We start from the raw sequence: 26,962 nt of genomic DNA, 5'->3' as shown, positions 1-26,962 counted from the left end.
GTTCCTGAAACGCCGCGGACAATCGGGTCGCAGGGGCTGTCGCGTTCAGCGCCCGTAGATGTCCTCGACGCGAATGATGTCGTCCTCGCCGGTATAGGAGCCGACCTGCACCTCGATCAGCTCCAGCGGGATCTTGCCGGGGTTGGCCAGCCGATGCATCGAGCCGATCGGCAGGTAGATCGCCTCGTTCTCGTGAACCAGCGTCACCCGCTCGTCCACCGTCACCTCTGCGGTGCCGCGCACCACCACCCAGTGCTCGGCCCGGTGATAGTGCTTCTGCAGCGACAGCCGCCCGCCCGGCACCACCTGGATCCGCTTCACCTGGAAGCGCTCGCCGATATCGATCCGCTGGTACCAGCCCCAGGGCCGGTACATCCGCAGATGCGCGTCCGCCTCCGGCTCGCCTCTGGCCCGCAGGGCATTGACCAGCTCCTTCACCTGACCCGAATGCGCCTTGGAGGCCACCAGCACCGCGTCGGGGGTGGACACCACCACCACGTCCTCCAGCCCCACCACCGCGGTCAGGCCCTCGCCCTGGCTGTGCACGAGGCTGTTCTTCGTCCCGATCAGCGACACCCGGCCGCGCACGGCGTTGCCCGACTCGTCGTGGTCGAGAACCTGCCAGACCGCGTCCCAGGTGCCGACATCCGACCACGCGAACGACACCGGCAGCACGCCGGCCGTGGCGGTGCGCTCCATGACGGCGTAATCGATCGAGATCTTGGGCGCCTGAGCGAAGGCCTCGGCGTCGAGCCGCACGAAATCGAGGTCCGTCACCGCCGCCGCGTAGGCGGCGCGGGCGGCGGCCAGCACCGCGGGGGCGAAGGTCTCGAGTTCGGCCAGCATCAGGTCGGCGCGGAACAGGAAGTAGCCGGAGTTCCATAGGGCGCCGTCGGTGATCAGCGCCTCCGCGCCGGCGCGGTCGGGCTTCTCGACGAAACGGGCGACGCGGGCGGCGCCCGGCGCCTCGTGGATCGGCTCGCCGCGGCGGATGTAGCCGTAATCGGTGGCGGGCCGGTCGGGCTCGATCCCCAGCGTCATCGTGTAGCCGGCCGAGGCGCCTTCGGCGGCGCGCCGCACGGCGTCCACGAAGGCGGCGATGTCGGGCACCACGTGATCGGCGGCCATGATCAGCACCACGGCCCGCGGGTCGGTGGCGGCGGCATGCAGCGCGGCGACCGCCACGGCGGCGGCGGAGTCGCGCCCCTGCGGCTCCAGCAGGATGTCGGCGGAGAGCCCCACCTGGTCGCGCTGCTCGGCGACGATGAAGCGGGCCTCGGCCGAGGCGATGACGGTGGGCTTGGCGAACACGGTCGTGTCGGCGACGCGTTCCAGGCTGGCCTGGAAGGTCGAGGCTTTGGCGTCCACCAGCTTGGCGAACTGCTTGGGCATGCTCTCGCGCGAGGCCGGCCACAGGCGTGTCCCCGTCCCCCCGCAGAGGATCATCGGGTGGATGGAGGCAACAGATCGGGACATGCGGCGTCTCCTGCGGCGAGGTGCGGTCGTCGCGTGATCGCGCGGACCGGACAAAGCCGCAAGGATGCGGAATGCCGGAGCCCGCGATTTTCCAGACTTGCCCTTAACGTTGCACCGCGGATGGAACAACCTGCGCGGATTATCCGCGGTCGTCGCCGGCTGACCCGAGCCGGTCGCGACATTATCTCTGGTTGCGCAATGACGTCATCGACGAGACCCCGATCGATCCCGGATGATGCGGCGCAGGGCCCACGGCGGATCCCGTCCGTGGAGCGCCTGGTCGGCGGCGCGTCGCCGGCGGATCTGGCCGCCTACGGGCGCACGGCCTTCACGGGGGCGATCCGCGCCGTGCTGGCCGGCATCCGGGCCGAGGGCGGAGCGGTGCCCGATGCGGCGGAGATCCGAACGGCCGCGACCCGGCGGCTCGCCGCCGAGCGTCGTCCCTCTCTGCGGCCGGTCTTCAACCTGACCGGCACGGTGCTGCACACCAATCTGGGCCGCGCGCTGCTGCCCCGCTCGGCCGCCGAGGCGGTGGCCGCCGTGATGGTGCAGGCGAGCAACCTCGAATTCGACCTCGAGACCGGAGCCCGCGGCGAGCGGGACGATCATGTCGAGGCTCTGATCTGCCGCCTGACCGGCGCCGAGGCCGCCGTGGTGGTCAACAACAACGCGGCGGCCGTCCTGCTGCTGCTGAACGCGCTCGCCATGCGCAAGGAAGTCGTGGTCTCGCGCGGCGAACTCGTCGAGATCGGTGGCTCGTTCCGCGTTCCGGACGTGATGGTGCGGGCCGGCTGCCGGCTGCGCGAGGTCGGCACCACCAACCGCACCCATCTGCGCGACTACGCCGAGGCGATCGGCCCGCGCACCGGCCTCGTCATGAAGGTGCATCCGAGCAACTACGCCATCGCGGGCTTCACGGCCGCCGCCGATCCGGACGCCCTCCACGCCCTCTGCCGGGAGCGCGGCGTGCCGCTGGCGGACGATCTCGGCAGCGGCAACCTCGTCGATCTGGCCGCCTACGGCCTACCCCCCGAACCAACCGTCCGGGCGGCCCTGGAGCGGGCCGACATCGTGACCTTCAGCGGCGACAAGCTTCTGGGCGCGGTCCAGTGCGGCATCGTGGCGGGCCGAAAGGACCTGATCGGCCGCGTGCGCAAGAACCCGCTGAAGCGCGCGCTGCGGGTCGACAAGATGACCTACGCGGCCCTCGAAGCGGTGCTGCGGCTCTACCTCCATCCCGAGCGGCTGGCCGACGAGCTGCCGACCCTGCGGCTGCTGACCCGGGATCGGGCTTCGATCGCCGCGCAGGCGGAGCGCCTCGCCGCCGCGGTGGCGGAGCGCCTCGCCGGCTGGGCACGGGTCTCGGTCGCGGATTGCATCAGCCAGATCGGATCCGGCGCCCTTCCGGTCGAGACCCTGCCCAGCGCCGCCCTGGTGCTGACACCGGACGCGGGGGATGGATCGCTGCGGCGCGGCGCGGGCGGGCGGTGCAAGCGCCTGGCCGAGCGCCTGCGCGCGCTGCCGGTGCCGGTGATCGGCCGGATCAGCGGCGACGTCATCCTCCTCGACCTGCGCACGCTGGAAGACGAGGCCGGTCTCCTCGACAGCCTGACGTCCATCGCGCAGCCTGCGGCCTCGGCCGAACGGGTTTGTTGAGAGATGGAGATCTCCGGCGGAAGCTCGTGTGCCGGCTTCGCGTGTTGTGGTATAATGACGAGCCCGCGGTCGCGGTCGAGAGGTGCGGTGCCTGGACCGCGATAGGCGAACGATATGGTGCAGAGTGCCGACATCGCGGAGGCCGAGCGCGTGACCGACCCGCTCCTCCTCGACAATCAGCTTTGCTACGCGCTCTACGCGGCGGCGCACCGGATGACGAAATCCTACCGGCCGCTCCTGGAGCGCCTGGGGCTGACCTATCCGCAGTACCTCGTGCTTCTGGTGCTCTGGGAGCAGGACGGCGTCACCGTCTCGGAGATCGGCCGACGGCTGCGGCTCGATTCCGGCACGCTGACGCCGGTGCTGAAACGTCTGGAGAGCGCCGGCTTCCTGCTGCGCACCCGCCGCCAGTCGGACGAGCGCGAGGTCGAGATCGCGCTGACGCCGGAAGGCGCGGCGCTGCGCGCCGATGCCGTGTCGGTTCGCGAGGCCGTGATGTGCCAGCTCGAACTCAGCGAGCCGGAGATTCGCGCCCTGCGCAAGGATCTCAGCCTCGTGATCGAGCGGCTGAGCGTGGGGGAGTGAGGGCCTGGCGGTGAGCCGATGCGTGGCGCGTTCCTCTGCGGGGTTCCGGGTCGCATTCCGCTAGCGCTGCATGCGCCCGGGAAAAGGATGACGTCTCAGTCCGCACCGACCCTTTCCCGGACCGGTGGAGCGATAGCGGAACCGGATCCGGGACCCGGCGCGAGACGCGCCGCGAAGCCGCCCTATAGAACCCGCCGCGCTCACCGCCGCAGCCGGTTGCCCAGCACGAAGCCGTAGAGGCCCATCAGGATGATGCCGACCGCGCCCTCGATCCCGACCAAGAGGTTGGTGACACGGCCAGTGGGCTTGAGGCCGATCTCCGGCGGGTTCGCGGTCATCATATTGAGGGCGCTGTAACTCAGGAGATCGAGGGGGTTGTAGGTCGGCCCCGCCTCCGGTCCCTCCAGGATGATCAGGCCGCCGGTCAGCCCGTAGAGGCCCGCAAAAACCGCGATCAGCAGCGCGAAGGCGCGCGCGATGCGCGACAGGCTCTCGCCGTAATCGCACAGCCACTCGACGAAGCGATCCGCGCTCCAGCGGTAGCCGTGACGCAGCACCCCGACCCAGTCGCGCTCGCTCCAGGCGGCGCGGGCCTGCCGGCCGGCGTGGAAGCGTCCCATCCGGCGGCCGCGCTTGTAGGCCCAGCTCGCCGCGTCGTGGCTGCCGATGCTCTTCCAGTTCTGCTCCAGGGCGAGATAGCTCGATTGCGCCGCCTCGAAGGCGCCCGCCACCTCCTCGCCGACTGCGCCGCCGAGCTGCTCGACGCTCATCCGCGTCCCGTTGAGCCACGCCCCGGAGAAGCGGGCATGCCGCAGCTGGCAGGTGGCGAGGTTCAGGCGCACGAGGTCGGTATCCGACAGATCGGCCCCGGACAGGTCCGCCCCGTCGAGCTTCGCCCCGGAGAAATTCGCGCCCCGCAGGCGCGAGCCCGCCAGCGTCGCCTTGGCGAGGCTGGCGTCGGCGAAATCCGCATGGGTCAGGTTGGCGTCGGCGAGCTTGGCCTCGTCGAGCCGCGCCCCACGGAACACGGTGTCGTCCGCGTCCGCCCCGGTGAAGTCCGCCCCCCAGAGGTCGGCCCCGGCGAAGTCCGTGCCGTCGAGGAGCGCGCCGGACAGGTCGGCGAAGCGCATCGCGGCCTGACCGAAGCGCGCATCCTCCAGCATGGCGCCGGCGAATCGCACCTGCCCCGCCACGATGCCGGAGAAATCCGCCCCCGACAGGTCGGCGTCGGAGAGGTCGGCCGCCTCCAGGATCGCGCCGGTGAAGCGGGTGGAGCGCCCGACCGCCCCCACGAGATTGGCCCCCCGCAGGTTCGCGGCGGAGAGATCGGCCTCCTCCATGCGGGCCCGGGACAGGTCGGCCCCCGCGAGGGGGAGGCCACCCGATTCGGGATCCGTGCCATCGCTGAATCCCGCCGCGGCGAGCGCAGCGCGCGATGCGTTCAGCTGCGAGAGGTCCGAGCCCGCCTCCAGCACGCGCGTCCCGGCAGCGATTCGGTCGAGGAGCGCGCACAGCCGGGCATCCGCCTGAATGTCCGGCCGCGCATCCGGTGGTGTCGCCTGATCCATGGCCGTTCCTTGCCGGAGAGCGCGACCGCGCGCCAGATCCTCCGGCTCGTTCAGGCGGCGCGTGTCGATGCGGTCACCCTTACCGTGATCGCCTTGGCGGCCGGGGTCTTGGCCTGCTCGTCATGATGCCAGAGCGGCAGCAGGACGTTCAATTCCGGGTAGTAGCCGCCGCAATTCCCCTCGGGAATATCGTAGGCGACCACCCGGAGGCCGTTCACGCGCCGCGTCACCTGATCGCCCGCCTCGGTCGCCACGTCGACGCCGCCGCCATCCTTCAGCCCGAGCCGAGCGATATCCTGACGGTTCATGAACAGCACGGCGCGGGTGCCCTTCACGCCGCGGAAGCGGTCATCGTAGCCGTAGACCGTGGTGTTGAACTGGTCGTTCGACCGCAGCGTGATGAGGTCGAGGACGTCGTGTCCGCGGGCCGGCAGGTCCGGATCGGCCTCGAGACCTTCAGGCACGGCGAAATTCGCCCGTCCCGTCTCGGTTTCCCATTTCCGGTCGCGGGCCCCGAGGGGCTTGAGCAGGCCGCCGGGCTGGAACATCCGGCCGTTCAGATCATGGAACACCGTCGGGTAGGTCGCCTCGATGGCCGAACGGACTCGGCCGTAATCGCCGACCCAGGAATCCCACGCGACGCGCGGGTTGGCCGGCAGGGTCGCCTTGGCGATCTCCGCGACGATCCAGGGCTCGGAACGCAGATGCGGCCCGACCGGTTCGGCTGCCCCCCGGGAGCCGTGGAACTGCGCGGTGGAACTCTCCATCGAGACCGCCTGCGGCCCGCTGGCCTGCTGGTCGATCTCGATCCGACCGAGGCAGGGCAGGATATAGGCCACGGCGCCGTTGACGAGGTGCGAGCGGTTGAGCTTGGTCGAGATCTGCACAGTCAGGCGCTGGCGCCGCCACGCCGGCTCCATCCGGCCGGTATCGGGAATCGCACGCACGAAATTGCCGCCGAGCCCGATGAACGCCTTCACGCTGCCGTCGAGGATCCCCTCGCAGGCCTCGACCGTGTTGAGGCCCTTCTCCCGCGGGGGCTCGAAGCCGTAGAGTTCCTTGAGCTTGTCCAGGGGCGCCAGCTCCGGCTTCTCGGTGATGCCGACCGTGCGCTGCCCCTGCACGTTCGAATGTCCGCGCACCGGGCAGATCCCGGCGCCGGGCTTGCCGATGTTGCCGCGCAGGAGCAGCAGATTGACCAGCATCCGCACGGTCTCGGTGCCCTTGCGATGCTGGGTCAGGCCCATCCCGTAAATGCCGATCACCGCCTTGGAACGCGCGTAGACCGCGGCCGCGGCTTCCAGCCCCTGCCGCCCCAGCCCGGAGCGCCGCTCGAGCGCAGCCCAATCCTGGCCATCGCAGAAGCGCACGAAATCCGCGAAGCCGTGGGTGTGCTCGGCGATGAAGGCGTGATCGAGCACCCGGGGCTTGCCCGCCGCTTCCGCCTCCCGGTCCAGGGCGAGCAGCGCCTTGCACAGGCCGGTGAGCGCCGCGAGGTCGCCGCCGGCCTTCACCTGATGGTACTGGGTCGAGATCCGGGTGGAGGAGCGCGTCAGCATCTCCACCGGCGATTGCGGATCGGTGAAGCGCTCCAGGCCGCGCTCGCGCAGCGGGTTGAAGGTGATGATCTGCGCCCCCCGGCGCCGCGCCTCCTGGAGCGGGTGCAGCATCCGGGGCGCGTTCGAGCCGACATTCTGGCCGAAGAAGAGGATCAGATCGGTGGTCTCGAAATCCTCCAGCAGGACCGTGCCGACCGGCGCGCCGATCGATTGCGGCAGCGCCACCGAGGTGGGCTCGTGGCACATGTTGGAGGAGTCCGGCAGGTTGTTGTTGCCGTAGAGCCGCGCCAGCAGCGCCCACATGTAGCTGGTCTCCAGCGAGGCCCGTCCGGAGGCGTAGAACACCACCGATTTCGGGTCCTCCTGGCGCAGGACCTTCAGCTCCCGGCCGATCTCCGCCATGGCCTCGCCCCAGGTGACCGGCCGGTAGCGGTCGGTCCCGGGATCGTAGCGCATCGGATGGGTGAGGCGGCCCTGCTCCTCCAGGGCGTAGTCGCTCCAGCCGAGCAGGTCCGTGACGGAGTGGGCGGCGAAGAAATCCGGGGTGGCGCGGCGGCGCGTCTGCTCCCAGGCGGTCGCCTTGGCGCCGTTCTCGCAGTACTCGAAGGCCAGCGGCTTGGCGGGCTTCGCCCAGGCGCAGGACGTGCACATGTAGCCGTTCGGCTTGTTCTGCTTCACCAGCAGCGCCGAGCCGGTGATCGGCACGCCCTCCCGGGTCAGGATCTCGACCAGCGACTTGGCCGAACCCCAGCCCCCCGCCGGGCCGTCATAGGGCGCGATCCGCACGTCACCGGTTTCCTGCTCGGCCATGCCGTCCTCCGTCCAGTCCATCAGCGACCGGATGGGGGGAACGCGCGAAGGCCGCGTCGGATCAGGGGTGCGTCGCTGCGCCGGGCAATCGGGTCAGGAGACGGCCGCGAGCTTGTCGGCCATGGACTGATCCTTATCCCGCCGCGTCGAGAAGATCAGCGTGAAGAACGTCCGCTGAACGCCCATCGCGGCGAGCTTCGCCTCGCACCGCTCCGCCAGCGCGCAGATCTCCGACAGCTCGCCCTCGATGTTGGTGCCGTTGGGATGCATCGTGGCGGTCAGCCCGCTCGCCTCGACGATCGCCTTGACCTCGCGGACATAGGGCGACACGGACGGGCCGACGCCCATCGGCACGATGCACAGATCGGCGGATACTTTCATGGTTGTGCATTTCCGGTGAACGGTAGCGCGCCGCGTCGGCGCCGGACTCGCGCAGGACGTCGAACGACCTGGCGCGGTCGCGCATTCTACGGGCAACGCGCGCCGTGATCGAGCCTCAGGGCCGCCCGGATCCGGACGCCCCGTCGACGATCAGAGCTTGCTGATCAGGAGCCCGAGGCCCAAGCCGACCAAGCCCGCGACCACGAGCGATGCGTGGGGCCATTCGACCGACTTCTGATGGCCCTTCCAAGCATAATGGCGGCCCTGGTCGTAGGCATCCTCGGCTTGGTGCGCGACCGTGTCAACGGCATGGTGGACAGCATCCTTCGCTTGGCCAAAGAGATTCTCGGCCGTACCCTGTGCCTCGTTCAGCCGGCCCTCGATCGAGGCCCGATGCGAGCCGGCGGCATCCCCGATCGCGCCCTGTACCTTGCCGCCGAACTCCCGCGCGGCCCCGGTGATCCTGTTCGTGTCGACCATGACGTCCTCCGATGCTGTCGACCTGAACCCGGTGCCCGATCGCTCGTTCCGTCATCCTGTCTCTGAGACGGCGTTCCAACGGCGCGCGAGGGCACCCGAGGGTTCAAGCGCTTCCCGGAACGCTGGGACGAATGGCCGAAGCCAGTGACCCGACAGGACCGAGGCTCACCGATGCCGTAGACCACCGGTAGGTGCCCGCCGACGCGGTCGCCCGCGACCGCACCTTGGTAGGCAACCCGTCAAAAGCGAGGGAGATGCTCGGTTGGCATCCCACCACCGACCTGCAGACGCTATGCCGCCTTATTGTCGGGGCTGACCTGCGGCAAGTTGGACGCGACAACACGCCGTCAGGCGAAGCGTTGGGCTCACGCCCCCCCAGCCGCCATGCCGATGGGTTCGCATTCCGACGTCAGCGCGCAGGGTCGTAGGATCGGCAGCCGATAAAATACGTGCGTTGTATTATTTGTTGATAAAGCATTGTTTTTCGGCATGTCCGTGATATAGGAATTGATTGATACTATGCCGAAAAATTAGATTGGCACACTGCGCGACTATTAAGCTTAAATCTGCTGATTATTGAGGGAGAGATCTATGGTGGCGCGACAGGAGCCCTCCGAAACCAAAGCGACAAATATTGCTTTTAATGGAAAGTTTTTAACAGCCTCTCCGACAGGCGTCCATCGCGTCGCGGACGAACTGATCAAAGCGTATTGCCGGCTCAACGCAGAAAAATCAGGTCTGCAAAGGCACGTATTGAGCGTTGCGGCTCCAAAAAATATCCGACGTTCACCGGCCTACGAAGGCGCGCCCGTCGTGCGACGAGGCGTTCTGACTTGGCAGTTTTGGGAGCAGATCGATCTTCCTTTTTTGACCAAGAATGAGTTGCTAATCAATGTATGTAATCTCGGCCCGATAGCTCGAACTTTTGCCATAACGATGATGCACGACGCTCAAATTTACAGTAATCCTGCGTCTTATTCTTTCGGCTTTCGCAATTGGTATAAGATCGTCTGGCGCCTGATCGGGCGGCGGCATGACAAAATCATCACCGTATCCGAATTTTCGAAGCAAGAGCTGATACGCCGAGGCATCGTTGCTCCTGAAAATATATCGGTTGTTCCGAACGGTGTGGACCACGTGTTGGATACACCGGCAGATACGTCGATTGTGCAACGGTTGGGCTTGAACCTTTGTCAATTCGTCCTGGGTCTTGCAAATACACAAGAGCACAAGAATATATCGCATCTGCTGAAGGTTTTCTCCGACGAGAGGATGTCTCATTTCACTTTGGTGCTGGTCGGGCGTGCCACGGCGGAGGATTTCGTTAGGGACGGACACACAGTTCCTAAAAACGTCGTTTTCGTTGGGACCATATCGGATGGAGAATTTCGCGCGTTGATGGAGAGGGCATTATGCCTTGCCTTTCCTTCGTTGACGGAAGGCTTTGGACTCCCTCCGCTTGAGGCCATGTTGCTCGGATGCCCGGCGGTGGTCTCCCCGTGTGGCGCGTTGCCGGAGGTCTGCGGCGAAGCTGCTATCTACGCAGAGCCGCACGACATCGAGCCCTGGATCGCCGCGATTAGGCGTCTTGACAGCGACAAATTACAATACGCGCACCTGCGTGATGAAGCCCGCCGGCACGCGTCAGGCTATACGTGGTCCCGTTCCGCTCAGATCCTCGATCGTGTCATCACAGATGCCCTGGAACGACGGGGACGCGATAGTCGCATACCATGAGGGGCCCGTAGTTGAGCAGCGAGATCGTGGGAAACTCGCAACGGCGAATGGAGACGGTGCCGGACGGTGCGTTGGTCTAGGGATCGTTTGCCAACGCCGGACTCAACAGAGTCCTAAGTTCTGTCTCGTGAATCAAGGAATTCAGACGATGAGATGGCACGCGTGGAGGTGCACTGCTTACAATTCGATCTCCAAGGATCGATTCGGGGTCAGTCTTGATCGATGCTTTCTCAAAGCCAGGGGGCTTTGACAGTGAATCGCAATCCGATTTTCTTTGTCGGCCTTGTTTATTATCCGAATTACCTCGACTATTTTATTGCGCGAATCGAATACCTGCATAAGCTATTTAAATTTGATGCCGTCCGGATTGTCTTAAATAACCCGACCATCGCGAGGGCTGAACTCGAACGCCTATGCGATCGCAAATGGCCGAATTTTGCTGTTCTCATACACGATAATGTGGGGCAGGAGTTTGGTGGATATCAGCGCGGCGTTGATAATTTCCTGTCGGTGAGTTCGACCTTTGATCTTGTCGTAGCGAATGATACACTCGATATCCATCACAGGACTTATACGGCGGGTCTTCGTTCATTTTGTCACACTTTTTGTGGCGCGGAAGAGCCGAATATATTTGTTGGCAAAATTGATCATTACAGACGTGTTTTGCGGATTGACGGCCTTGCGACTGCGAGGTGGGTCAGATCAAATTTCTTCGCACTAGATTCTGAAGCGCTGGAAGCGATCAAGTTTAAGATTTACGATGAGTCCGTGAATACCTTGATTTTTGACACGGTTATTGAGGATGAATTCTTTTCTGAGGCGATTGGTCCCGAACTTCGGAATTATTTGCGAAATTGGCTGTTCGTTCCGACGAACGATAGCTGGTACAAAGCTGCTCCTCTGGACGTGACGAACTCCCGGGCTTTGGCCGTCAAAGCAAGAGCCATACTTCAAGAGAAGTATCTCTCGATGCGGCTGAGCGAAGCTGGCACGGCTTTCATTAGCTCCGATCCGTCGGGGATGGAGAAAGTTGTCGTTTTGCTGCGACGTCGGCTGGAAGCTATGGCCGTTCGCGCGCGTACCAAGGTGCAGCTCTCGGGCCATCGACGTGCGTCATCCGGGGATCATTCGTGAAGCCGCCGCCGTGCGAGCGATATACGTGGTGGTCGAAGTTCCGGATTGTCGACCACACCCTCGTAGAGGTGGCTCGGGGAATCTGCACAGGCAGATTGAGTGAAGTTTCTGCCGGATGACAGCCAGGATGGCCGCAGATCAGGAGCGACGATGAGCAAGCGTACCCGTCGGAACCACGCCTTGACTTTCAAGGCGAAGGTGGCCCTGGCCGCCCGGCGCGGCGAGAAGACCCTGGCCGAGTTGGCCCAGCATGTCGATGTTCATCCGCGCTCGCCAAGGCCGGTTTGCTGAGCGCAAAGCGATGATCGATCGCGAGCACGACCTCCCGATCGCCAAATAAGCCGAGGCCCTCGGGATCGGCCGCGGCGGCGTGTACGACCTGCCGCGTCCTGTTCCAGCCGCGGATCTGGCCGTGATGCGACGGCTGGACGAACTGCATCGCGAACTCCCCTTCGCCGGGAGCCGGATGCTGCGGGACCTCCTGAACAAGGCGTCGTGAGCGGACGCTGCCATGTCGCGACGCTGATGACGCGCCTGCGCATCGAGGCACTGTACCGCAAGCCGACCACCCCGAAGCCTGCGCTGGGGCACAGGATCTACCCGCATCTTCTGCGCGGGTTGACCATCGACCGGCCCAATCCGGTCTGGGCGATGGACATCACGTATGGTCCGATGCCCGTGGGTTCGTCTACTTGGCCGCCGTGATCGATGGGTTCAGCCGCAAAGTCTTGTCGTGGCGGCTATCGATCACCATGGAGGCCGACTTCTGTGTCGAGGCTGTGGCGGTCGGTCAAGTACGAGGAGATTTACCTCCGGGCCTACGACACCGTCAGCACGGCGCGCGCCTCGATCGGCCGGTACTTCGCCGTCTACCATGGACGGAGGCCTCATTCGCGTCTTGACCGACGCACCGCCGACCAAACCTCCTTCGACAGGCTGCCGCATCCCGCGGCCGCCTGAACCCGGCAGGAACCCACTCATCCAGGCCCAGGTCACTGTTCAGACAAACCGAGCCACCTCTCGGGAGCCGTCTGCAGTCCGCCCTATTGTGGGTGATCTGGAGCGTCTTGGTAGACTACGTTTCGCTATTTAAAACGCGCGTAGTGATCAGGATCCTTGGACGGCATACCCTGTGGAGCCCGCTGGTCTGCATAGCGGACTTCGCCTTTGGGTTCATGATTTACGTCGTCGGCGTGACGATCCTGCCTCCTCTGCCGATCCTGCTGCGAAGCGAATGGATCCGGCCCCCGGCCGTCTCGTTCGGGATGGCGATGGTGTTCATGTTCATCATCGTGTGGTGGGTAAGGATCTTCGTTCCTGACATAGAGGCGAAAGCGATCACGCTAGGCGCCCCCGTCGATCAGATCGCTGCCCTCCTACATGGCGATGTCCCTCAGACCGTTCTGGGCATGGCCTTCATGATTCAACTGATCCCTTTCGTCACGATCGGATCAGATCTGTTCTACGCATCCATAATGCCGTCGATCTGGCTTTGGCTGTTCGTGACGTCCGTCTTCGTCGCCAAGGTGGTCAGCGGGATCGGCGCGTACCTGCAGTTCGCCTTGATGCGGTTCCGGAAACGGAAGTGTACGCTGGCCGTGACTGGCACGCTCCTGATCCCCATCATTATCATGCGAGTCTACGTCGCGATGCTGCTGCCATACGTCTTGGTTGGACACGGATTCCTCGCGGAAGCCGTGGTTGGCGCGACAGGCCTGCTTGCAGATCATCTGCCGACGCCGCCAACGCCTTGATGCGCCAACCCTGGCTCTGCCTCCGGTCAGAAGGCCGACCTCCAGCAGATCAGGGCGCAAAGGTGATCGTGCGCCGCCTGCGCGGCTTGTCATCGGCAACCGCTGCCGTGAGCACCCGAACCTCGACCGCACCGTCATCGTCCTTCGTCAAGCTTGGAACCGAGAACCGGGTGATCGCTTCGTTCATCTGCCCCACGTCGATATGCCGGTACGTGGCCGCCGCCCCCGTGGCCGCGTCACCCTGTACAGCGTCTGCGATCGAATCCGGGATGCCCAGGCGAGAGGCCGTCGATTTCCACCAGTGCCGGAGGCCGTGGGCCGGCGCGATCCGTTCGTTCTCGAAGCCCTGTTCTCGGATCCACTGCGCCAAGTGGTTGGCCGTACCCTTGGACGGGTGCTGCCCCTCGGACGATCCCCGCGCGGGCTTGCCATAGAATAAGGGGGCCTTGCCCTTCGCCTGGGCGAACGCAAGGAACCCCGCCTCCACCAGGGTGGGTTGGAGGGGTACGAACCGTATGGAGTCCGTGGCGAGACAGCACCCACCAAGTCAGGCGCCCGCACCGATCCCCCAGCGCGGCCCGATCCCCAGAGGGCGGTAGGGCGTCGATCCCCGCCGTCAGGTCCGGCCCGAACAGGCGTGCGGCTTCGGCCCGTTCGTCGGCCAACTCGCCCGGGGTGATCGTCGGCGCCGTCGGGATCCGGCCCTGCCGCGCCGCGCGGACGAATCCTTTCCACGCCTCCCAAGCGGCCATGTCTCCCGGATCGTCATAGAAGTTCGCCCGCAGGAGCGCGTAGACCTCACCCGCGAGACCGATCATCTGCCGGTGCGAGAGCGTCGATCCCCCTGCCCTGGCCGAGGCGTACAGCCGTTCTAGGTGCTCCAGCACGCGCAAGCGCCTGACCATCGCCACAGCGTCGTCTCGGGTCTGAAGCGAAGCCTTGATCTTGTCGCCGACGCGGCAGGTGATCTGGCATTCCGGCGCCGCGCCCACGGCCGGGCATTCAACGGTCACGGAGGACCCGCGCAGCCGATCAATGACATCGCCAGGGATACGGGCCTGGATCTGGTGGAACTTCGAATCAGGTCGGGAAGCGTGTCGCTGCATCGCGCGGATCATCGGATCGTGTACCCCGGTATAGTACCCCGGTCCGATCCAAAAAATCCAATGTTCTCAATGATGCAGCGACTTAGCGGGCGGTGGTGCCCAGGAAAGGATTGGGCATCTTTGCTTCGAAATTCAACTACATCAATGAGTTAGCGAGCCGCTGATAGGTCGATGTGTAGCACGGCAGTGGAGCACCGAACATCCCCTCGAGGCGACAGAATGCGCCTTCTTGCCACTGCCTTGAACCCTGCCAAACGCTCCAATCTTGCCTCTGCGACCCCGCAGCCTCTAAGCTTTACAGTATGCCGACACACCGTCGCCAATAGGCGCCATTCGCAGCCCCCTCCCCGGTCAGAATGCTCTTGCGGCAGTGCCTATGAACGATCGCGACTACTTCGCTGAGTGCGGAGTGCCGGCTTGGACGAACGGCTATCATGCCATCCCCGTCAAACCGGCGGAGAAAAAGATCACTTGGTGGCGCTGGACGGTCTGGTGTCATCGCCGTCCGCGAGAGGTTCAGGTCGCGCGCTGGGCGACGAAGTACAGGGGGTACTCCGTCGGCATCGCCTGTGGGGCGAGCGTTGTGGCGATCGACATCGACGAGGACGAGGGCGTCCGTGCCGACGCGCTCCAGAAAATGGCCGAGCTATTCCTCGGCCAGACGCCGCTCGTGCGCTTCGGCCGGGCGCCGCGGCGCGTGCTCGTCTACCGCGTCGTGGGCGATACACCGATCCTTTCTCGGGACTTCGACGCGGATCAAGCGCGCGTGCAGATCCTCGGCGCGGGGCGCCAGTTCGTCGCCTTCGGCTTGCATCCCACCACCGGTCAACCGTACCGCTGGGTCAACCACAGCCCGACCACCCTGCCCCTCAGCGAGCTGCCATCCGTGAGGCCGGACCAAGTCGAGCGATACATCCGCGCCCTCGAGCTACTCAGCGAACAAGATGATGCACGGCCGTCGAATTGGACTGTAACGGCCAATGACCATCCGCCGCGGCGCCCGCTCCAGCCGTTCCGCGCTTGGCCTTGGCGCATCGAGGGCGGGCTCGTCACCGATGGGCGCGACAGCTACCTCACCCATCTCGTCTGGCGTGAAGCCCGCAGCGGCCTCACCGATGCACAGGCGATCGCTCGCATGGCTTGGGCCAGCTTCGAACAGGCTGCCGAGTTGAAGCGGGGCAGGCGAAACTCGTCAAGGCCTTGGTCGAGCAGCGATGCCTTGATCAAGGCGCGCGCCCTTGTGGCGAACCGCAAGGCTCATACAGCCCTGGCCAACGGCGAGAAAGGCGCCCTCACCTATCTACGCCATCGGGCTGTGGCCGCGCAGGCCGCGGGTCAAGAGGATGCCTTCTGGACTCCCGCAACCAAGCAGGCGTTCGCCCTGTCTGTTTTGCGGGCGACGGCCAAGCGCCAGCTATCACCTGCCGCCTTGAAGGTCTCGGAGCACATGCTCGGCCTTGTCTACGATGGGGGCGCCTGCTTTGCCTCCGCCGCCACGCTGGCTGAGGCGACGGGACTTGCCGAAGACAGCGTCAAGCGCGCTAAGCGTGAGCTGCGACAGCAGGGCTTCTGGACGACACACCTGGATAGGGGTGGGAAGGGCTACATCGCTTGCTCCACGCCAAATCCCGCGATGATCGCCGGAGAGCCTGATTGCGAGGAGGCATCAGCCGAGCCGCAAACGGTGGCGATTTCTGACATCATGATAACCCAGCGTAGCGTGGGTCTGGGGGGGAAGGACCAGCCCGATTTCAGCGACTTGGTCGCCGACCCGCCCCGGCCTCAGGACGAGCGCCCCTTTCTGGGCTTCGAATAAAAATGTCCCTGGGCACGAGTTCCAAGTTGCTAATCAAGCGTCGTCCAAGTAACGTCACCGCGTCGCCGAGGTGACGCGCAATCCGTTGCCAAAGTAACGCGAACGGGTCTCGGGGATATCAGCGAGCGCCATGAATTCCACAGATGCAGGAGCTGACGTGCAGCCCGCTTCGGATGCAAACCCATCCGCGCCCTTCCTGCGCGACTTCACCGCATTCCTGAAACACCCATTCCTGGCACTCGGGCCAAGAAGCCGAGGCGACGACCAGCGTGGCCGCGGCACCGAGTTCGAAGCGACCCTGGGTGGTAGTTGCAGGGGCGTAAGCGTCGAGCCTCTGAAGCCCGACCGGTTTGGCGTGGCCACCCTCGCCGACGGTGACGTGCTCGTCTACGCCGCCTCAGTCCTGACACAGCGTCTTAACGCCGGGCAGGACCTGCACCCGCCTATCACGGCGTCGCCGAACGAGATTTTGCGCACCCTTGGCAAGCCGACCGACGGTCGTCACCATACCTTGCTTGCAGCCTCCTTCGAGCGGCTCGCTACGACCAACGTGCGTTTCGCTCTCCTTAGGGTTCGACACAGCGCTGGCCAACACAACCACAGCCCACAAAACTTCGCCTACGCTGGCCCCGGCTTCAGTCTGATCGAATGGTGGGAGCGCCCGCCCCGTGGCAGCCGAGCTCCCTGGCGGTTCCGTCTGCCCACGTGGCTCGTCAGCGAGATCGAGTCGAAGCAAATCCTGAAGATCGAACCTAGCCTGCTACAGCGGCGCGGGCTCGAACGTCGCGTCGCCGGCTGGGCACGGGCCTACCTCGGCCAGCGTTCGAGTTGGGAGATCGACATCGCTCAGGTCTACCGTCTGGCGGGCGCTCTTACTGCACCGCGTCAGTTCCGTCACGAGCTGCGCGCGCTCGTCGCGCGACAGCCAATCCACAGCGTCACCCTCGTCTTCGATCCCACGCAACAGAAGCTGCGAGTGACACACGAGAACGCGCTGATCAGAGCGTCGATTGACGGTCCATCGTTAGGAACGGAACACCCGGCTGAAGGTGAACCCTTCGACATCCCAGAGGAGGAACTTCGTGCCCTACTTGCGCACCGTACGTAAGACAGACGTAATTGAGCGAAGTTCTTTGCCTTCTCACAATCTGAAGCGGTGTATACTCTTTGGCGGTCAGCGATAGCGTACACGGCACAGCCCGCTTGACCCACGGCGGGGGTGCGCGCACAAGTTGAAGCGAGAGGTGCAAAATGGCGACTGAACCAGTTCGTCCGCCCTTGAATCCGTTCGCGGCGGTGGCTGCAGGCGATGCTGCGTCTTACCAAAGTCAACCTAATGGGGATGGTCCGCCCTATCGCCCGTTAAGCGTCTTTCCGGACGATGCCCGCGCGTTCATCCAGGATCTCATAGATCGTGGCGAGGTCGTTCCGATCGTGCACGGCGGTGTGCCGTGCATCTCGTACTGGGCGCTCGATCCTTACCTGCCGGCAGGCTCCGATCCGAGCGAATGGGACCCTGCCTGGGACTCAAAGGCTTCCTGACGCGCAATGCTGTGGTCTTCAGACCAGGATGCGGCACTGCGGGCTGTGCAGGCCTGGCTTCGCTCCCCCGCACCGGCGCCTGTGTTCCGCCTGTTTGGCTACGCCGGCAGCGGGAAGACCACGCTCGCGCGCCACTTGGCGGAAGGGCTCGACGGCGACGTGCTATTTGCCGCCTACACTGGCAAAGCGGCTGACGTTCTGAGGCGCAAAGGCTGCCCCGGCGCCGGCACGCTGCATAGCCTGCTTTATCACCCTGTTTCGACTGCAGATGGCGGTGTCCGATTCGAGCTCAACCCGGACAGTCTCCTGAGTTCCGCCCGCCTGCTGATCGTGGACGAGTGCTCCATGGTCGATGCCGCGCTCGCCCAGGATATCCTCGCCTTCGGCCGCCTCGTCCTCGTCCTCGGCGACCCCTTTCAGCTGCCGCCGGTAAAGGGGGCCGGTTACTTCACCGAGCATAAGCCGGACGTGCTCCTGACCGAGGTCCACCGGCAGGCGCGGGACAATCCTATTATCGCGTTGGCGACGCAGGTGCGGCAGAACGGTGCGTTGCCAACCGATCCGAACGACGAGCGCGCCATCGTGGTCACCGCGCGCGACCTCGATCCCGCCGCCGTCATCGCGGCCGACCAAGTGCTCGTCGGGCGCAACCTCACTCGGACCCGCTTCAACACACGGCTGCGCGAGCTGCGCGGGCGCCGGGGGTCGGAGCCGGTCGTAGGCGACAAGCTCGTCTGTCTCGCTAACAACCGTAGCAAGGGCTTACTCAACGGCGGTCTCTGGTGGGTCGACGAGCTGCTAACATCGGACAAGCCCGACTTCGTCCGCCTGCGTCTGCGTGCCGATGTGGAGCTCTCTGCTACAGCGCAAGAGATGGACGACGAACCCGATGCTGAGGGTGAAACGTCGGCGGCAGCCGGAGTGGTAGACGAGATCGAGCTTCCGGCCGATTGCGGAGAGAACGCCCGCCGCGTGCAGGTGCAGGTGCAGATGCATCGCGCCTACCTGTCCGGTGACGATAGCGCTGTCAACGCTCTCGAGCCTAAAGTTCGGCGGCGTTCCGATGCTTTCTATTACGGGCACGCCCTAACGGTGCACAAGGCGCAAGGTTCACAGTGGAATGAAGTCGTTTTATTCGACGAGTCCCACACTTTTCGCGAGCACGCGGCGCGCTGGCTCTACACCGGTCTGACGCGGGCGGCCGAGCGCATCACGGTCGTGGTCGAACCATGAGCGACGATCCGGGACCGGAGGATTTAGAGCAGAGCTCCGTGCCAGGGACCGTTGTCTACGATCTCTCTCGAAGTCTGTCGCGCGAGGCCACATGCGACGGCACCATTTTAGCACACTGCGCCAGCCAAGGCGGGCCCGTAAGGAAAGGTCAGATCGTCCTTCTAGTGAGCAGCGAGAGCCTGCGTCAGGTACAAGAACAGTTCATCTGGCTGATCACAGAAGGGCGAACCACGGCGACCCGCAACGAGCCCGATGTCAGGGCGATGCTACGAGACCCCTATCACATCCTAGCTATGCACAAGTTCGCTCGTAGCCAAATCGCCGAACTCCGACGCCGACGCCGGCCGTTGGACCCCGTGCCGATCCTCGCTCCCAAGGACGCGCTCTTGGTCGAGGCGCTGCCGATCGAGGGGCAGTTCGCGTCGGGTACCCCCCTGTTCCGCTTTGCCCACACGCGTGTAGTCCAACTCGACATCAGCACAGAGGCTAAGGTCTTTGCCGCAAGGCATATACTGACCGTTCGTAGCGTCGACGCACAGCTTACTGCGACGGCGCGCGTCTCAACGCTGGCCGGAGATGGCATCGAGACGGTGCGTCTTGAGTTGCTCGACAGCGAGAGACGCCTGCCCGTCGGCACGCGCGTTGCTGTCGAGTTGCCCCCATTGAAGTCGAATGCGACCGCACCGGTGCACGGCGCTCAGCATGATCTACCCGCCACCGTCTGGCCTTACGTGATACCGCCGCGGGGTGAGGATCGCATCAGGCTAGGTCTTGCGCCGCCGTTGCCGCGGCAACCACTTGCACCCACTCGGATCACAGCCAAACAGCAACTAAATCCGTTCGCGGTAAGTAGCAGGACGCGTCGCACCGTCGCCCCTTTCGCACAAGCGCAGAGCATCGCGTCTCCTGCCGGCGCTGCACACCGTTTCTCGCTGCATCTGTCTGTCCAGCGCTGGCCGACACTGCCCGTAAGCACGGCATCAGCGGAGCTGCGGCGGTTCGAACGCCGTTGGACACTGCACGGTCGCATAGTCGCCGTACCACGCCCCGCAGACATCGCCGTCATTCAAGCACCGGTGGCGGGTACCTTCGTGCCGCGTCAGTTCTCAAATGATACTATTCTCTTAGCAGGCACCGTGCTCGGTGAGATCATCCCTGCCCCGGCGCTCATCGAGGCTCAGCAGGCCTACCTTGCTGCCTCAGGAGCACCCGCACGCGCGTCGGCCGACGCAGTTCTGCGCGTGGCAGGTCTGACCACGCGCGATCTGGCTACATTGCGTCGAGGGCGTATTCCACTGATGAGCTTGCCCATCGTGCTGCCCATCAACGGTCTTTTCGGCGCCCACACACTGCCCTCTCCACGGGCGGTGGATCGAGGTGCGGCGCTCGTGAACGTTCTCCCGAAGCAAACCTTCGCCGTCGAGGGGATCGTCTCCACGCATAGCCTCGCCGACATGCCGCTTCAAATGAGGGCTGCTATCCGCCAGGCCGCAGCGCCCGTCAGCGAGACATCAATCTTCAACACGGGGCCAGCTGAGTGCCTGCCCGTCGTCGAAAGTGAGGGCGACGCAACTACCGTGCGAATGCGGGTGCCGCTGTCTACACCCGCTGAGACATCCCTCGCAGTAGACGCAGTCGTCGAGGTGACGTTGACTGACACGGCTGGCGCTTGGACGGCGCTTGCCGTTCCCTCGGACTGCATTCTGCCCGTGTGCGGGGCGCACGAAGTCCTCGTCCACACCGCTCGCGGCGCGCTCACGCCCGTCAGCGTCGGACGTGGCCTGACGCAGGATGGCTGGACCGAAATCATTGATGGGCTGGAATCAGGCCACGCGCTGGTGAGAGATCTCCATGCCCTGGCACACGCCGAGGTGGATATTCGCGCCATCCTCGGCGGGTTCTGGAACCCCAACGCTCATTACGAGAAGGCAGGCTTACGGGCGAGAGCCTCAGAGGCTCGGCCTGTCGGTCCACTCCTTGCCGGCGGCCCGCCTCTTGGTAAAGCTCGATGAGTCGAGCAGATGTGAGCCTCACCCCGGTGATTAGGGAAGGACTGCTAAATCTCACGGTTCGAACGCTGCGGCGCTAGGATCCTTTTCCACTGCAAAATTTGGTGCACGCGCCACCATATCGCTGCGCTCTAGGCCCAGACGCGAACCGGCAAGGGGTGCCGGTACCCGATGGGACGGCTTTGTCTTCTGCGGCGAGAACATCCACATGCCTCAATCAGATCCGGCCCCACTGGCCGTCCCGCAGCACCGGTCGCGCAAACGCTCGGCGTCGCCTTATCCCCGCGGTCGCGTCATCCAGCCCAACGATGATCCACGCATGGTGGAGGCCTTGCTGTGGCTCCTCCGCAGCGGCATCCGCTTCGAGCGAGTGTCGACCCATCACGTCAAGATCGCGCGGGTCAACTTTTTCCCGACAACCGGCAATATCACGATAGATGGCGGTGGTCCGGCACTGCCGCAATCTGGGTTAACCGCTCTGCAAGCCCTACTGTCAACGACCGTGACGGGTGAGGCGCCGAACGGACGGGTGAATGAGATTAACGAACTTTCAAGCCCCGAAACAGCATCCGAGCCCCTGTCCAACGTAAAATTTCAAGCTTTTGACGATGTCGTGCAGGGCGGTGGGCCAACTCAATCCGCCAACGCCCTTGCTGCGCCGATGCGCCGCCGGCTGCCAACCAACGACACACCGCCCTGGGAGGACTGACCCAAGCAAACGCTGGGAGTGTGGCCGCACGAGCCACGGCCCGCGCCTGTGGTCTGCCGCCCGTTGAAGCTATCTGACCTTGTAGGGGTTTGTTTTGTGTGCCGGCAATGTGTGGGTGTGCCGGACGATCGCCGGGTCGGTTGCCCGGCGGCGCGATGCCGATCTCCAGGCATCCGGCATACTCTGCCGGATGCAATAAAAGATGCGAGCTTCATCAGAGGGGGATGTCCATACAATGCCGCCCGAGATACGGAGGTGCGGAATGGCGTCACCAGATTCATTTGGCAGGCCGGTCTCATCGATTCACGACTGAACTTCGGCGCGCCGCCATGAAGCTCGTTTCGGCTAATCCCGGCCGGTACGAGCCTACATCCCATGCGGAAATCTATTCTGCCGCGCGACGTCGCAGTCACCTGGACATCCCCGTCACCTGATCCTTCGTCCAGCCCCACCCCGCAGCAGACTGGCCCCGCCGCTTCCCTCATCATCGCCCCGCTCTGCCCCCCTACCCTGCTGAAGGGGCACGCGGCGTTTATCGCCACGGATTCGAGGTTCGCCGCAGCTAGCCGTCTGCTCGCCTCCGCGTGGCGCAACGATCAGGGGCTGCCCGCGGGCGTCCACATCTCCCGGTTCCAGGACGGGCGCACCCGCCGCAGTCGGGCCGGCTGGCGCCTGCGCCCGGACGCCGCCCGCGCCGGAGTAGCATTCTTGAACAGCGCCATCGCCCGTTTCGTCCATCAAGCCCTCGTGCTGCGCGAGCCCGGCAGTCTGTGGGATGAGACCAAGATTCGATCCAACCTGCTGTCGAGCCAGAACCTCTGCCTCAACTTGTGTGTGCCGCTGGCGCTAGATCTTGACCTCGCCACCGCCGTCTGGCGCCGCCTTTTGCCGGACTTCGTTCACACGGTAACCAACCTGAGGTTTGAGAGCAGTCCGGGCCGTAACGATCCTCTGTGGTTGGAGGACGGCACCGCTTTTGACGCCGTCCTCGACGTGATCACGCCCGACGGTGTGGTTGCTTTCGTCATCATCGAATTGAAGTACATCGAGAATTTCTCTGGACCTGCCGCGACTTCGCGCCCCCGATACCAAGCCGCTGCCCACGCCGCCGACCTCTTCATCGATCCCGACGCCCCCGAACTTTACCGAGTAGGGGTCGAGCAGTTGCGCCGCGAACATTGTCTCGCGCAACTTATGATTCAACGCGGTCTCGCTGCCCGCGGTCGCTTCGTGCTCGTCGGTCCGCGCCTCAACCCGCGCGTGGCCGCCGCCGCTCAAGCCTACAGCGCCCACCTCATCGATCCGGCTGGCCTCGCCGAGCAACGGGTCGGCTTCAACCACATTACGGTCGAGGCGATCCTCGCTGCGCTGAGCGCGGCCGGCGCCGGCGAGCACGCGCTGGTGCTTCATCGCCGCTTTCTCGACCTTGAGCGTGTGGCGGCACTCGCCCTGGGTGACGACTCCCCCGCCCCGCCCGCAGCACCTGCGCCACTACTCCGCTTGCCACCCCCAACCTCGCCAGATGGGGCACCAAATGAGCCCGACGGCGCAACGCCCACAGCAGCGCCGACCTCAAGCCGCGCACGGCAGCGGCACGCCGACGTCGGCCAGCGCCTCGCTTCGTCACAGCAGAGGCGAGCCGCGCAGCGGACGAAGCGGTCAACCACAGCCCGGCGCTCCCGGCGACGGCGTTCCTCCATACAGCCCGGGACGGAGGTGCGCTGATGCCGGCCCTTTTCACCGCCGCCCAGCGCCACCGCCTGCTTGCCAACGGTCGCCGCTCGGCGGCCGGCGAGGAAATCGATCCCCGCCCCGTCGTCAAATTGTTCCTGCCAGATGGCCAGGCGACCTGGCTCCTAACCGAGCTTGATCCCACTGAGCTGACCCGCGCCTTCGGCCTGTGCGATCTCGGCCTCGGCGCGCCCGAGCTCGGCTACGTCGACCTCGTCGAACTCGCGCGCCTGCGCGGCTGTCAGCGCCTGCCGGTCGAACGCGACCGGCACTTTGTGGCCAATCAACCACTGTCGGCCTACGCCAGTGCGGCCCGAACTGCTGGGAAGATCACGGCATGAGGCACCCGCATTTCATACCAGCACCTGATCTCGACCCCGACGACAGGCCGGTACCGCAACTCGACCACGACCCCGTCACTGGCCTGCGCTGGTCCGAGCCGACGGTACCGGAGCCGGCCTTCATCATGCTCGCCAGCTTCATCTTCGACGCCTGCGCCCAGGCGACCGACAGCTGCCGCGTCGAGCCGGACGGCATCTGCGAGCACGGCCACCCCTCTTGGCTGCGCCGCCTCGGCGTGATCTGACGCCCAGCAGACTTGTTCGGGTGAAAGCGCGGCCGTGAGCGATCTGATGGCCGCGCTTGAAACGCTCTACCTGTTGCTACGATTGGTTATGCCGGCGGCTGTCGTCCGGCTGCTTTTCGGCCTATCTACAGTATAGGCGGTAGTTGATGTGTCCCCGGCAAGCCGGTGTGTGGTTGTGTTCGTCACGGATGCGCCGAGATCCATAGTAAGTCTGTCGACCGCGATCCGTCCGTGTCCGTCAGCCCGGTTATGTCGCTGAACGGTCCACCCACACCCACACAACACAACTTGCACACTACGGCGCCGACACCCGCGCCGCCACTATAGCCGCGCTTCCACCGCTGCAGCTCATCCGAGCTAATCCCGGCGATCGCGCCCTCGATGACGCTGCGGGTCGCCTCGCGGCGATTGACGCGGACTGCAGGCGCATCATGGCAGCAATCCTCCGTCGCGAGCGAGATGCAGGCACGCGCTATGCAGACGCACCGCTCGCGCGTGCGAGACTTCATGTCTGCCCATCTATCGTAGGCACGCCGGGCCGGCCTCATTTGATCTGATCTGATCGGCCCGCTTTCCTGTGCAGACGCGCTCGATCCGCAGTCAGGGCTTCTGCGTACACGGTCTCGGTCCGGGCTGCGCTGCCTCGATGTCAGCTGATACCGAGGCACAGTGCCGGTGCAGACCCCGCCGCACCGGCGACGCTCCAACCTTAGCCCCTTTTCAGCCTGCAGCCTCGAAGTCGCCGCCAGCTATATCACCGCGCCCCGCAGAAACCCCGCCATTCGGCGTGCGGCGGGGTTCGGAGTGCATAACATTGCCCCAGCGTCCCACCTCCCTCACGACCGCCCCGCGCGGCCCTTTCATCCTCTCTGTCATCGCCGAACCCCCGGGGGCGTTTGCCGTCGTCGAAAGTCGCAAGCGACCGGATGCGGAACTGTGGAACACCGTGGCGCGCCTGACACCGCCGCGGCGCGGCAAGCGCTTCGACCGCGGTACTAGGCTAGGCCGTGTCCTGCACATGCTACACGCGGACGGCGCCCTAAGTCTTGTCTTGATCAACCTACCCGACTGCTACGCCAGCATCGCCGCCTTCAGGCGGCACCCGAACCCTGATGTCCTTCATCTCCTGCGGACGCTGGCGCGGATCCAGGTGCCGGCCGCGCTCACGGTGACGTGTCTGTGGCGGCCCGACGCTGACGCTCCGGACGCATCCGGTGCCCTGGTCACCGATCTCACAGCTTATCTGCCGGATTGCCTGAAGGTCCCGCCGCACGAAGAGGCGCAGTGCATCGAAGCCCTGCTGCTCGGCGTCGCCGCCGCCGCCGACGTGCCCGGCGGTGGGATCGGGTTGATCATCGATCCGCACTGACGGCATGGCGGCGTCCACGTATCGCTTGCCTGTGCCCCGCCCGCACCGCCGCTCCAGACCTCAGGCGATCATCTATGAGCTGCGGCTATCGGTTCACTATATTCATCAGCAACTTACTGGGCCGACCCAGTCCTCTTCATTTGGATGCCGATCATGACTGCTTCCGCCATCCTCACGAATAAAGGCGCCCTATCCCTCGGCGAGTTCTTGGTGTGGTCGAGCCTCGGACGCACCAAGGCACTGGAGGAGATTGCCGCCGGACGCCTACACGCCGTCAAGGTCGGGCGCCGGCTACTCATCCCGGTCGAAGCGGCGCAAGCGTGGCTGGCCGCGCAGCCGCGCGCCGCCTTCGTAGCCTCAGAGGAAGCGTCGCAGGGACGAGCTTCCCTTCGTCACTGACAAACATAAGTGCGCTATACTGTTAATAACCTGATTGTGTTACCATGCACCCGTCGGAAAAACTGTTCTCATCGGTAAGCGCTAGTTGAAACGCTGTGACCCTGCCGCGAAAAGATCCGCACGACAGCTGTTGACTGGCTGTTTGACGCGCTATCTACCAGCGAGGGTGTTTTGGTGTGTCGGCGGTGAGGTGTTGGGCCAGTGCGGGGTGAGAAAGGCCGCCGGCATAACGGCGAGCGTGCCGGCATCAAGCCCGTGCCGCGATACGTGCCGCGATGCCGATCCCGACGTACATGCTTCCGGCCTGCATACCGATGCCATACCTGCATCGTCACACAGGCCCACATGTCAGTCTTTGGAGCCGCGAAGTCGCTGTCATTACCTCTTCCTCCGCGACGCTGAACTTATCGCGACTGAACTAAAGCTGATCCGGACACCCCGCCCCGGGGTCCACATCTGGATCACCGATGCCCGCAGGCCGCCTTTCATCTCTCGACAAATCAACGTCCGTGCACTCGCGCCCCGATCCGCATGCTCGGGTCGCCGCAGCCATTCTCGCCCAGCTCGACACCGCCGATCCAGCCTCATTGAGCCCACCCTAGCACGGCGCTGATTCCCTCCCCCGCAACGCGCTCACCGGCTGACGCTACCGCGGCGTCAACGTGCTGGTCCTGTGGGCCGCCGCGCAGAGCAACGGTTACGCCGACGCGCGCTGGGCAACCTACTGCCAATGGTCGGCATTCGGCGCGCAGGTTCGTCGGGGCGAACGGGGAACGCCTGTGCTCTTCTTCAAGGACCTGACGGTCGACGGCACCAACACCGCCGCTGCGGCAGACGACGCTCTTCGCTTCGTCGCCAGGACCAGCGCCGTCTCCAACGCTGCCCAGGTCGACGGGGCGCCAGATCTTGCGGCCCCGCCCTCCCTTCCCCTCACCGAGCCGCTGCCGGTCCTCACAGCCTTCGTCGCCGCCACCGGCGCGCGGATCAGCAAGGGCGGCACCCGCGCCTGCTACGTGCCGGTCACCGACACCATCCGCCTGCCGCCGCTCGCCGCCTTCCACAGCCCCGAGGGCTACGCCGGCACGCTGGCACACGAGCTGGTCCACTGGACCGGTGCCCCGTCTCGCCTTCATCGCGACCTCGCCGGCCGCCTCGGAAGCCACGCCTACGCCGCTGAGGAACTACCGTCCGGACTCATAACCAGTAGCTGACGGTGGCAGCGATGCAGACGGCAGCGAGATAGTTCGTGGCCGAGCGGTCGTAGCGGGTGGCGATGCGGCGAAAGTCCTTGAGCCGGCCGAACATGCGCTCGATGGCATTGC

General features: G+C 65.0%; 27 protein-coding genes and 2 pseudogenes. 22 read left to right on the top strand and 7 right to left on the bottom strand.

The window, feature by feature from the left end; all coding sequences use genetic code 11:
* Positions 1–45 precede the first annotated feature (45 nt).
* Complete coding sequence (locus tag MKK75_RS29995; protein WP_244046136.1) at positions 46–1,476, bottom strand: mannose-1-phosphate guanylyltransferase/mannose-6-phosphate isomerase; 1,431 nt, start codon at positions 1,474–1,476, stop codon at positions 46–48.
* Positions 1,477–1,674: 198 nt separating this feature from the next.
* On the opposite strand from MKK75_RS29995, the gene selA reads away from it, so the two are divergent.
* Positions 1,675–3,132, top strand: coding sequence for an L-seryl-tRNA(Sec) selenium transferase (gene selA / locus MKK75_RS29990; protein WP_244046135.1), 1,458 nt, complete (start codon positions 1,675–1,677; stop codon positions 3,130–3,132).
* Between the two features lie 114 nt (positions 3,133–3,246).
* Positions 3,247–3,717 carry a MarR family winged helix-turn-helix transcriptional regulator gene (locus tag MKK75_RS29985; protein ID WP_244046134.1) on the top strand — a complete coding sequence of 157 codons (471 nt, stop codon included), beginning with the start codon at positions 3,247–3,249 and terminating at the stop codon, positions 3,715–3,717.
* A gap of 200 nt (positions 3,718–3,917) precedes the next feature.
* Here the strand turns inward: MKK75_RS29985 and MKK75_RS29980 are convergent, their stop codons facing one another.
* The 4 genes from MKK75_RS29980 to MKK75_RS29965 all read right to left on the bottom strand — a co-directional run bounded on the left by MKK75_RS29980 (position 3,918) and on the right by MKK75_RS29965 (position 8,515).
* Positions 3,918–5,285 carry a pentapeptide repeat-containing protein gene (locus tag MKK75_RS29980; RefSeq protein ID WP_244046133.1) on the bottom strand — a complete coding sequence of 456 codons (1,368 nt, stop codon included), beginning with the start codon at positions 5,283–5,285 and terminating at the stop codon, positions 3,918–3,920.
* 50 nt (positions 5,286–5,335) lie between these two features.
* Positions 5,336–7,654 (bottom strand): FdhF/YdeP family oxidoreductase, encoded by a 2,319-nt coding sequence (locus MKK75_RS29975; RefSeq protein WP_244046132.1) that lies wholly within the window; start codon positions 7,652–7,654, stop codon positions 5,336–5,338.
* A 93-nt stretch (positions 7,655–7,747) separates the two neighbouring features.
* Positions 7,748–8,035, bottom strand: coding sequence for an MTH1187 family thiamine-binding protein (locus MKK75_RS29970; protein WP_244046131.1), 288 nt, complete (start codon positions 8,033–8,035; stop codon positions 7,748–7,750).
* A 150-nt stretch (positions 8,036–8,185) separates the two neighbouring features.
* Positions 8,186–8,515 carry a CsbD family protein gene (locus MKK75_RS29965; RefSeq protein WP_244046130.1) on the bottom strand — a complete coding sequence of 110 codons (330 nt, stop codon included), beginning with the start codon at positions 8,513–8,515 and terminating at the stop codon, positions 8,186–8,188.
* A gap of 591 nt (positions 8,516–9,106) precedes the next feature.
* On the opposite strand from MKK75_RS29965, the gene MKK75_RS29960 reads away from it, so the two are divergent.
* From MKK75_RS29960 to MKK75_RS29945, 7 genes are all read left to right on the top strand, one after another.
* Positions 9,107–10,252 carry a glycosyltransferase family 4 protein gene (locus MKK75_RS29960; protein WP_244046129.1) on the top strand — a complete coding sequence of 382 codons (1,146 nt, stop codon included), beginning with the start codon at positions 9,107–9,109 and terminating at the stop codon, positions 10,250–10,252.
* Positions 10,253–10,474: 222 nt separating this feature from the next.
* Complete coding sequence (locus MKK75_RS29955; RefSeq protein WP_244046128.1) at positions 10,475–11,386, top strand: hypothetical protein; 912 nt, start codon at positions 10,475–10,477, stop codon at positions 11,384–11,386.
* 150 nt (positions 11,387–11,536) lie between these two features.
* Positions 11,537–11,677: a hypothetical protein gene (locus MKK75_RS36485; RefSeq protein WP_409567630.1), complete on the top strand. Its 141-nt coding sequence runs from the start codon at positions 11,537–11,539 to the stop codon at positions 11,675–11,677.
* Between the two features lie 79 nt (positions 11,678–11,756).
* The gene (locus MKK75_RS36480; protein WP_409567629.1) at positions 11,757–11,885 is read left to right on the top strand and encodes a hypothetical protein; all 129 of its coding nucleotides are present in this window, start codon (positions 11,757–11,759) and stop codon (positions 11,883–11,885) included.
* Complete coding sequence (locus MKK75_RS36475; protein WP_409567628.1) at positions 11,882–12,091, top strand: hypothetical protein; 210 nt, start codon at positions 11,882–11,884, stop codon at positions 12,089–12,091. Before MKK75_RS36480 ends, MKK75_RS36475 begins: the two co-directional genes overlap by 4 nt.
* Positions 12,092–12,094: 3 nt before the next feature.
* Positions 12,095–12,346, top strand: a complete 252-nt coding sequence (locus MKK75_RS36470) for an integrase core domain-containing protein (protein ID WP_409567627.1) — start codon at positions 12,095–12,097, stop codon at positions 12,344–12,346.
* A gap of 107 nt (positions 12,347–12,453) precedes the next feature.
* Entirely contained in the window at positions 12,454–13,140 is a 687-nt protein-coding gene (locus tag MKK75_RS29945; RefSeq protein ID WP_244046127.1) for a hypothetical protein, read from the top strand.
* A gap of 49 nt (positions 13,141–13,189) precedes the next feature.
* Here the strand turns inward: MKK75_RS29945 and MKK75_RS29940 are convergent, their stop codons facing one another.
* Positions 13,190–13,510: a hypothetical protein gene (locus MKK75_RS29940; protein ID WP_244046126.1), complete on the bottom strand. Its 321-nt coding sequence runs from the start codon at positions 13,508–13,510 to the stop codon at positions 13,190–13,192.
* 1,112 nt (positions 13,511–14,622) lie between these two features.
* On the opposite strand from MKK75_RS29940, the gene MKK75_RS29935 reads away from it, so the two are divergent.
* The 13 genes and pseudogenes from MKK75_RS29935 to MKK75_RS35925 all read left to right on the top strand — a co-directional run bounded on the left by MKK75_RS29935 (position 14,623) and on the right by MKK75_RS35925 (position 26,851).
* Entirely contained in the window at positions 14,623–16,062 is a 1,440-nt protein-coding gene (locus MKK75_RS29935) for a bifunctional DNA primase/polymerase (protein ID WP_244046125.1), read from the top strand.
* A 130-nt stretch (positions 16,063–16,192) separates the two neighbouring features.
* Positions 16,193–17,170 (top strand): replication initiator protein A, encoded by a 978-nt coding sequence (locus MKK75_RS29930; protein ID WP_244046124.1) that lies wholly within the window; start codon positions 16,193–16,195, stop codon positions 17,168–17,170.
* 143 nt (positions 17,171–17,313) lie between these two features.
* Positions 17,314–17,604 (top strand): hypothetical protein, encoded by a 291-nt coding sequence (locus tag MKK75_RS29925; RefSeq protein ID WP_244046123.1) that lies wholly within the window; start codon positions 17,314–17,316, stop codon positions 17,602–17,604.
* Positions 17,605–17,610: 6 nt separating this feature from the next.
* A complete protein-coding gene (locus tag MKK75_RS29920; RefSeq protein ID WP_279594230.1) occupies positions 17,611–18,837 on the top strand; it encodes an AAA family ATPase in 1,227 nt (408 codons plus the stop codon).
* Positions 18,834–20,849 carry an efflux RND transporter periplasmic adaptor subunit gene (locus MKK75_RS29915; protein WP_244046121.1) on the top strand — a complete coding sequence of 672 codons (2,016 nt, stop codon included), beginning with the start codon at positions 18,834–18,836 and terminating at the stop codon, positions 20,847–20,849. The genes MKK75_RS29920 and MKK75_RS29915 overlap by 4 nt, the downstream gene beginning before the upstream one ends.
* Positions 20,850–21,165: 316 nt before the next feature.
* The gene (locus MKK75_RS29910; protein WP_244046120.1) at positions 21,166–21,555 is read left to right on the top strand and encodes a hypothetical protein; all 390 of its coding nucleotides are present in this window, start codon (positions 21,166–21,168) and stop codon (positions 21,553–21,555) included.
* Between the two features lie 375 nt (positions 21,556–21,930).
* Positions 21,931–23,280, top strand: coding sequence for a PGN_0703 family putative restriction endonuclease (locus tag MKK75_RS29905; protein ID WP_409567626.1), 1,350 nt, complete (start codon positions 21,931–21,933; stop codon positions 23,278–23,280).
* A complete protein-coding gene (locus MKK75_RS29900) occupies positions 23,280–23,627 on the top strand; it encodes a DUF2958 domain-containing protein (RefSeq protein ID WP_409567625.1) in 348 nt (115 codons plus the stop codon). The genes MKK75_RS29905 and MKK75_RS29900 overlap by 1 nt, the downstream gene beginning before the upstream one ends.
* Positions 23,624–23,872, top strand: coding sequence for a hypothetical protein (locus tag MKK75_RS29895; protein ID WP_244046118.1), 249 nt, complete (start codon positions 23,624–23,626; stop codon positions 23,870–23,872). The genes MKK75_RS29900 and MKK75_RS29895 overlap by 4 nt, the downstream gene beginning before the upstream one ends.
* 946 nt (positions 23,873–24,818) lie before the next feature.
* Positions 24,819–25,241 carry a hypothetical protein gene (locus MKK75_RS29890; protein ID WP_244046117.1) on the top strand — a complete coding sequence of 141 codons (423 nt, stop codon included), beginning with the start codon at positions 24,819–24,821 and terminating at the stop codon, positions 25,239–25,241.
* Positions 25,242–25,394: 153 nt separating this feature from the next.
* Positions 25,395–25,640 carry a hypothetical protein gene (locus MKK75_RS29885; RefSeq protein WP_244046116.1) on the top strand — a complete coding sequence of 82 codons (246 nt, stop codon included), beginning with the start codon at positions 25,395–25,397 and terminating at the stop codon, positions 25,638–25,640.
* A 656-nt stretch (positions 25,641–26,296) separates the two neighbouring features.
* A pseudogene (locus MKK75_RS35930) lies at positions 26,297–26,449 on the top strand (ArdC-like ssDNA-binding domain-containing protein); the annotation flags it as partial.
* A complete protein-coding gene (locus MKK75_RS35925) occupies positions 26,438–26,851 on the top strand; it encodes a zincin-like metallopeptidase domain-containing protein (protein WP_313901906.1) in 414 nt (137 codons plus the stop codon). The pseudogene MKK75_RS35930 and the gene MKK75_RS35925, both read left to right, overlap by 12 nt.
* On the opposite strand, the pseudogene MKK75_RS29875 reads toward MKK75_RS35925, so the two are convergent.
* A pseudogene (locus MKK75_RS29875) lies at positions 26,835–26,962 on the bottom strand (IS5/IS1182 family transposase); the annotation flags it as partial. The gene MKK75_RS35925 and the pseudogene MKK75_RS29875 sit on opposite strands and share 17 nt — an antisense overlap.

The sequence above is a fragment of the Methylobacterium sp. J-030 genome, from assembly GCF_022829545.1.
GTDB lineage: Bacteria > Pseudomonadota > Alphaproteobacteria > Rhizobiales > Beijerinckiaceae > Methylobacterium.
The sequence above is the reverse complement of the archived record's forward strand: the minus strand, read 5'-3'. Positions and strand labels throughout refer to the sequence as shown.

Excerpts from the sequence above, each read along its gene's own strand:
- MKK75_RS29995 (WP_244046136.1), bottom strand. The coding sequence starts at position 1,476 with ATGTCCCGATCTGTTGCCTCCATCCACCCGATGATCCTCTGCGGGGGG.
- selA (WP_244046135.1), top strand. The coding sequence starts at position 1,675 with ATGACGTCATCGACGAGACCCCGATCGATCCCGGATGATGCGGCGCAG.
- MKK75_RS29985 (WP_244046134.1), top strand. The coding sequence starts at position 3,247 with ATGGTGCAGAGTGCCGACATCGCGGAGGCCGAGCGCGTGACCGACCCG.
- MKK75_RS29980 (WP_244046133.1), bottom strand. The coding sequence starts at position 5,285 with ATGGATCAGGCGACACCACCGGATGCGCGGCCGGACATTCAGGCGGAT.
- MKK75_RS29975 (WP_244046132.1), bottom strand. The coding sequence starts at position 7,654 with ATGGCCGAGCAGGAAACCGGTGACGTGCGGATCGCGCCCTATGACGGC.
- MKK75_RS29970 (WP_244046131.1), bottom strand. The coding sequence starts at position 8,035 with ATGAAAGTATCCGCCGATCTGTGCATCGTGCCGATGGGCGTCGGCCCG.
- MKK75_RS29965 (WP_244046130.1), bottom strand. The coding sequence starts at position 8,515 with ATGGTCGACACGAACAGGATCACCGGGGCCGCGCGGGAGTTCGGCGGC.
- MKK75_RS29960 (WP_244046129.1), top strand. The coding sequence starts at position 9,107 with ATGGTGGCGCGACAGGAGCCCTCCGAAACCAAAGCGACAAATATTGCT.
- MKK75_RS29955 (WP_244046128.1), top strand. The coding sequence starts at position 10,475 with ATGCTTTCTCAAAGCCAGGGGGCTTTGACAGTGAATCGCAATCCGATT.
- MKK75_RS36485 (WP_409567630.1), top strand. The coding sequence starts at position 11,537 with ATGAGCAAGCGTACCCGTCGGAACCACGCCTTGACTTTCAAGGCGAAG.
- MKK75_RS36470 (WP_409567627.1), top strand. The coding sequence starts at position 12,095 with ATGGGTTCAGCCGCAAAGTCTTGTCGTGGCGGCTATCGATCACCATGG.
- MKK75_RS29935 (WP_244046125.1), top strand. The coding sequence starts at position 14,623 with ATGAACGATCGCGACTACTTCGCTGAGTGCGGAGTGCCGGCTTGGACG.
- MKK75_RS29930 (WP_244046124.1), top strand. The coding sequence starts at position 16,193 with ATGAATTCCACAGATGCAGGAGCTGACGTGCAGCCCGCTTCGGATGCA.
- MKK75_RS29925 (WP_244046123.1), top strand. The coding sequence starts at position 17,314 with ATGGCGACTGAACCAGTTCGTCCGCCCTTGAATCCGTTCGCGGCGGTG.
- MKK75_RS29920 (WP_279594230.1), top strand. The coding sequence starts at position 17,611 with ATGCTGTGGTCTTCAGACCAGGATGCGGCACTGCGGGCTGTGCAGGCC.
- MKK75_RS29915 (WP_244046121.1), top strand. The coding sequence starts at position 18,834 with ATGAGCGACGATCCGGGACCGGAGGATTTAGAGCAGAGCTCCGTGCCA.
- MKK75_RS29910 (WP_244046120.1), top strand. The coding sequence starts at position 21,166 with ATGGTGGAGGCCTTGCTGTGGCTCCTCCGCAGCGGCATCCGCTTCGAG.
- MKK75_RS29905 (WP_409567626.1), top strand. The coding sequence starts at position 21,931 with ATGCGGAAATCTATTCTGCCGCGCGACGTCGCAGTCACCTGGACATCC.
- MKK75_RS29900 (WP_409567625.1), top strand. The coding sequence starts at position 23,280 with ATGCCGGCCCTTTTCACCGCCGCCCAGCGCCACCGCCTGCTTGCCAAC.
- MKK75_RS29895 (WP_244046118.1), top strand. The coding sequence starts at position 23,624 with ATGAGGCACCCGCATTTCATACCAGCACCTGATCTCGACCCCGACGAC.
- MKK75_RS29885 (WP_244046116.1), top strand. The coding sequence starts at position 25,395 with ATGACTGCTTCCGCCATCCTCACGAATAAAGGCGCCCTATCCCTCGGC.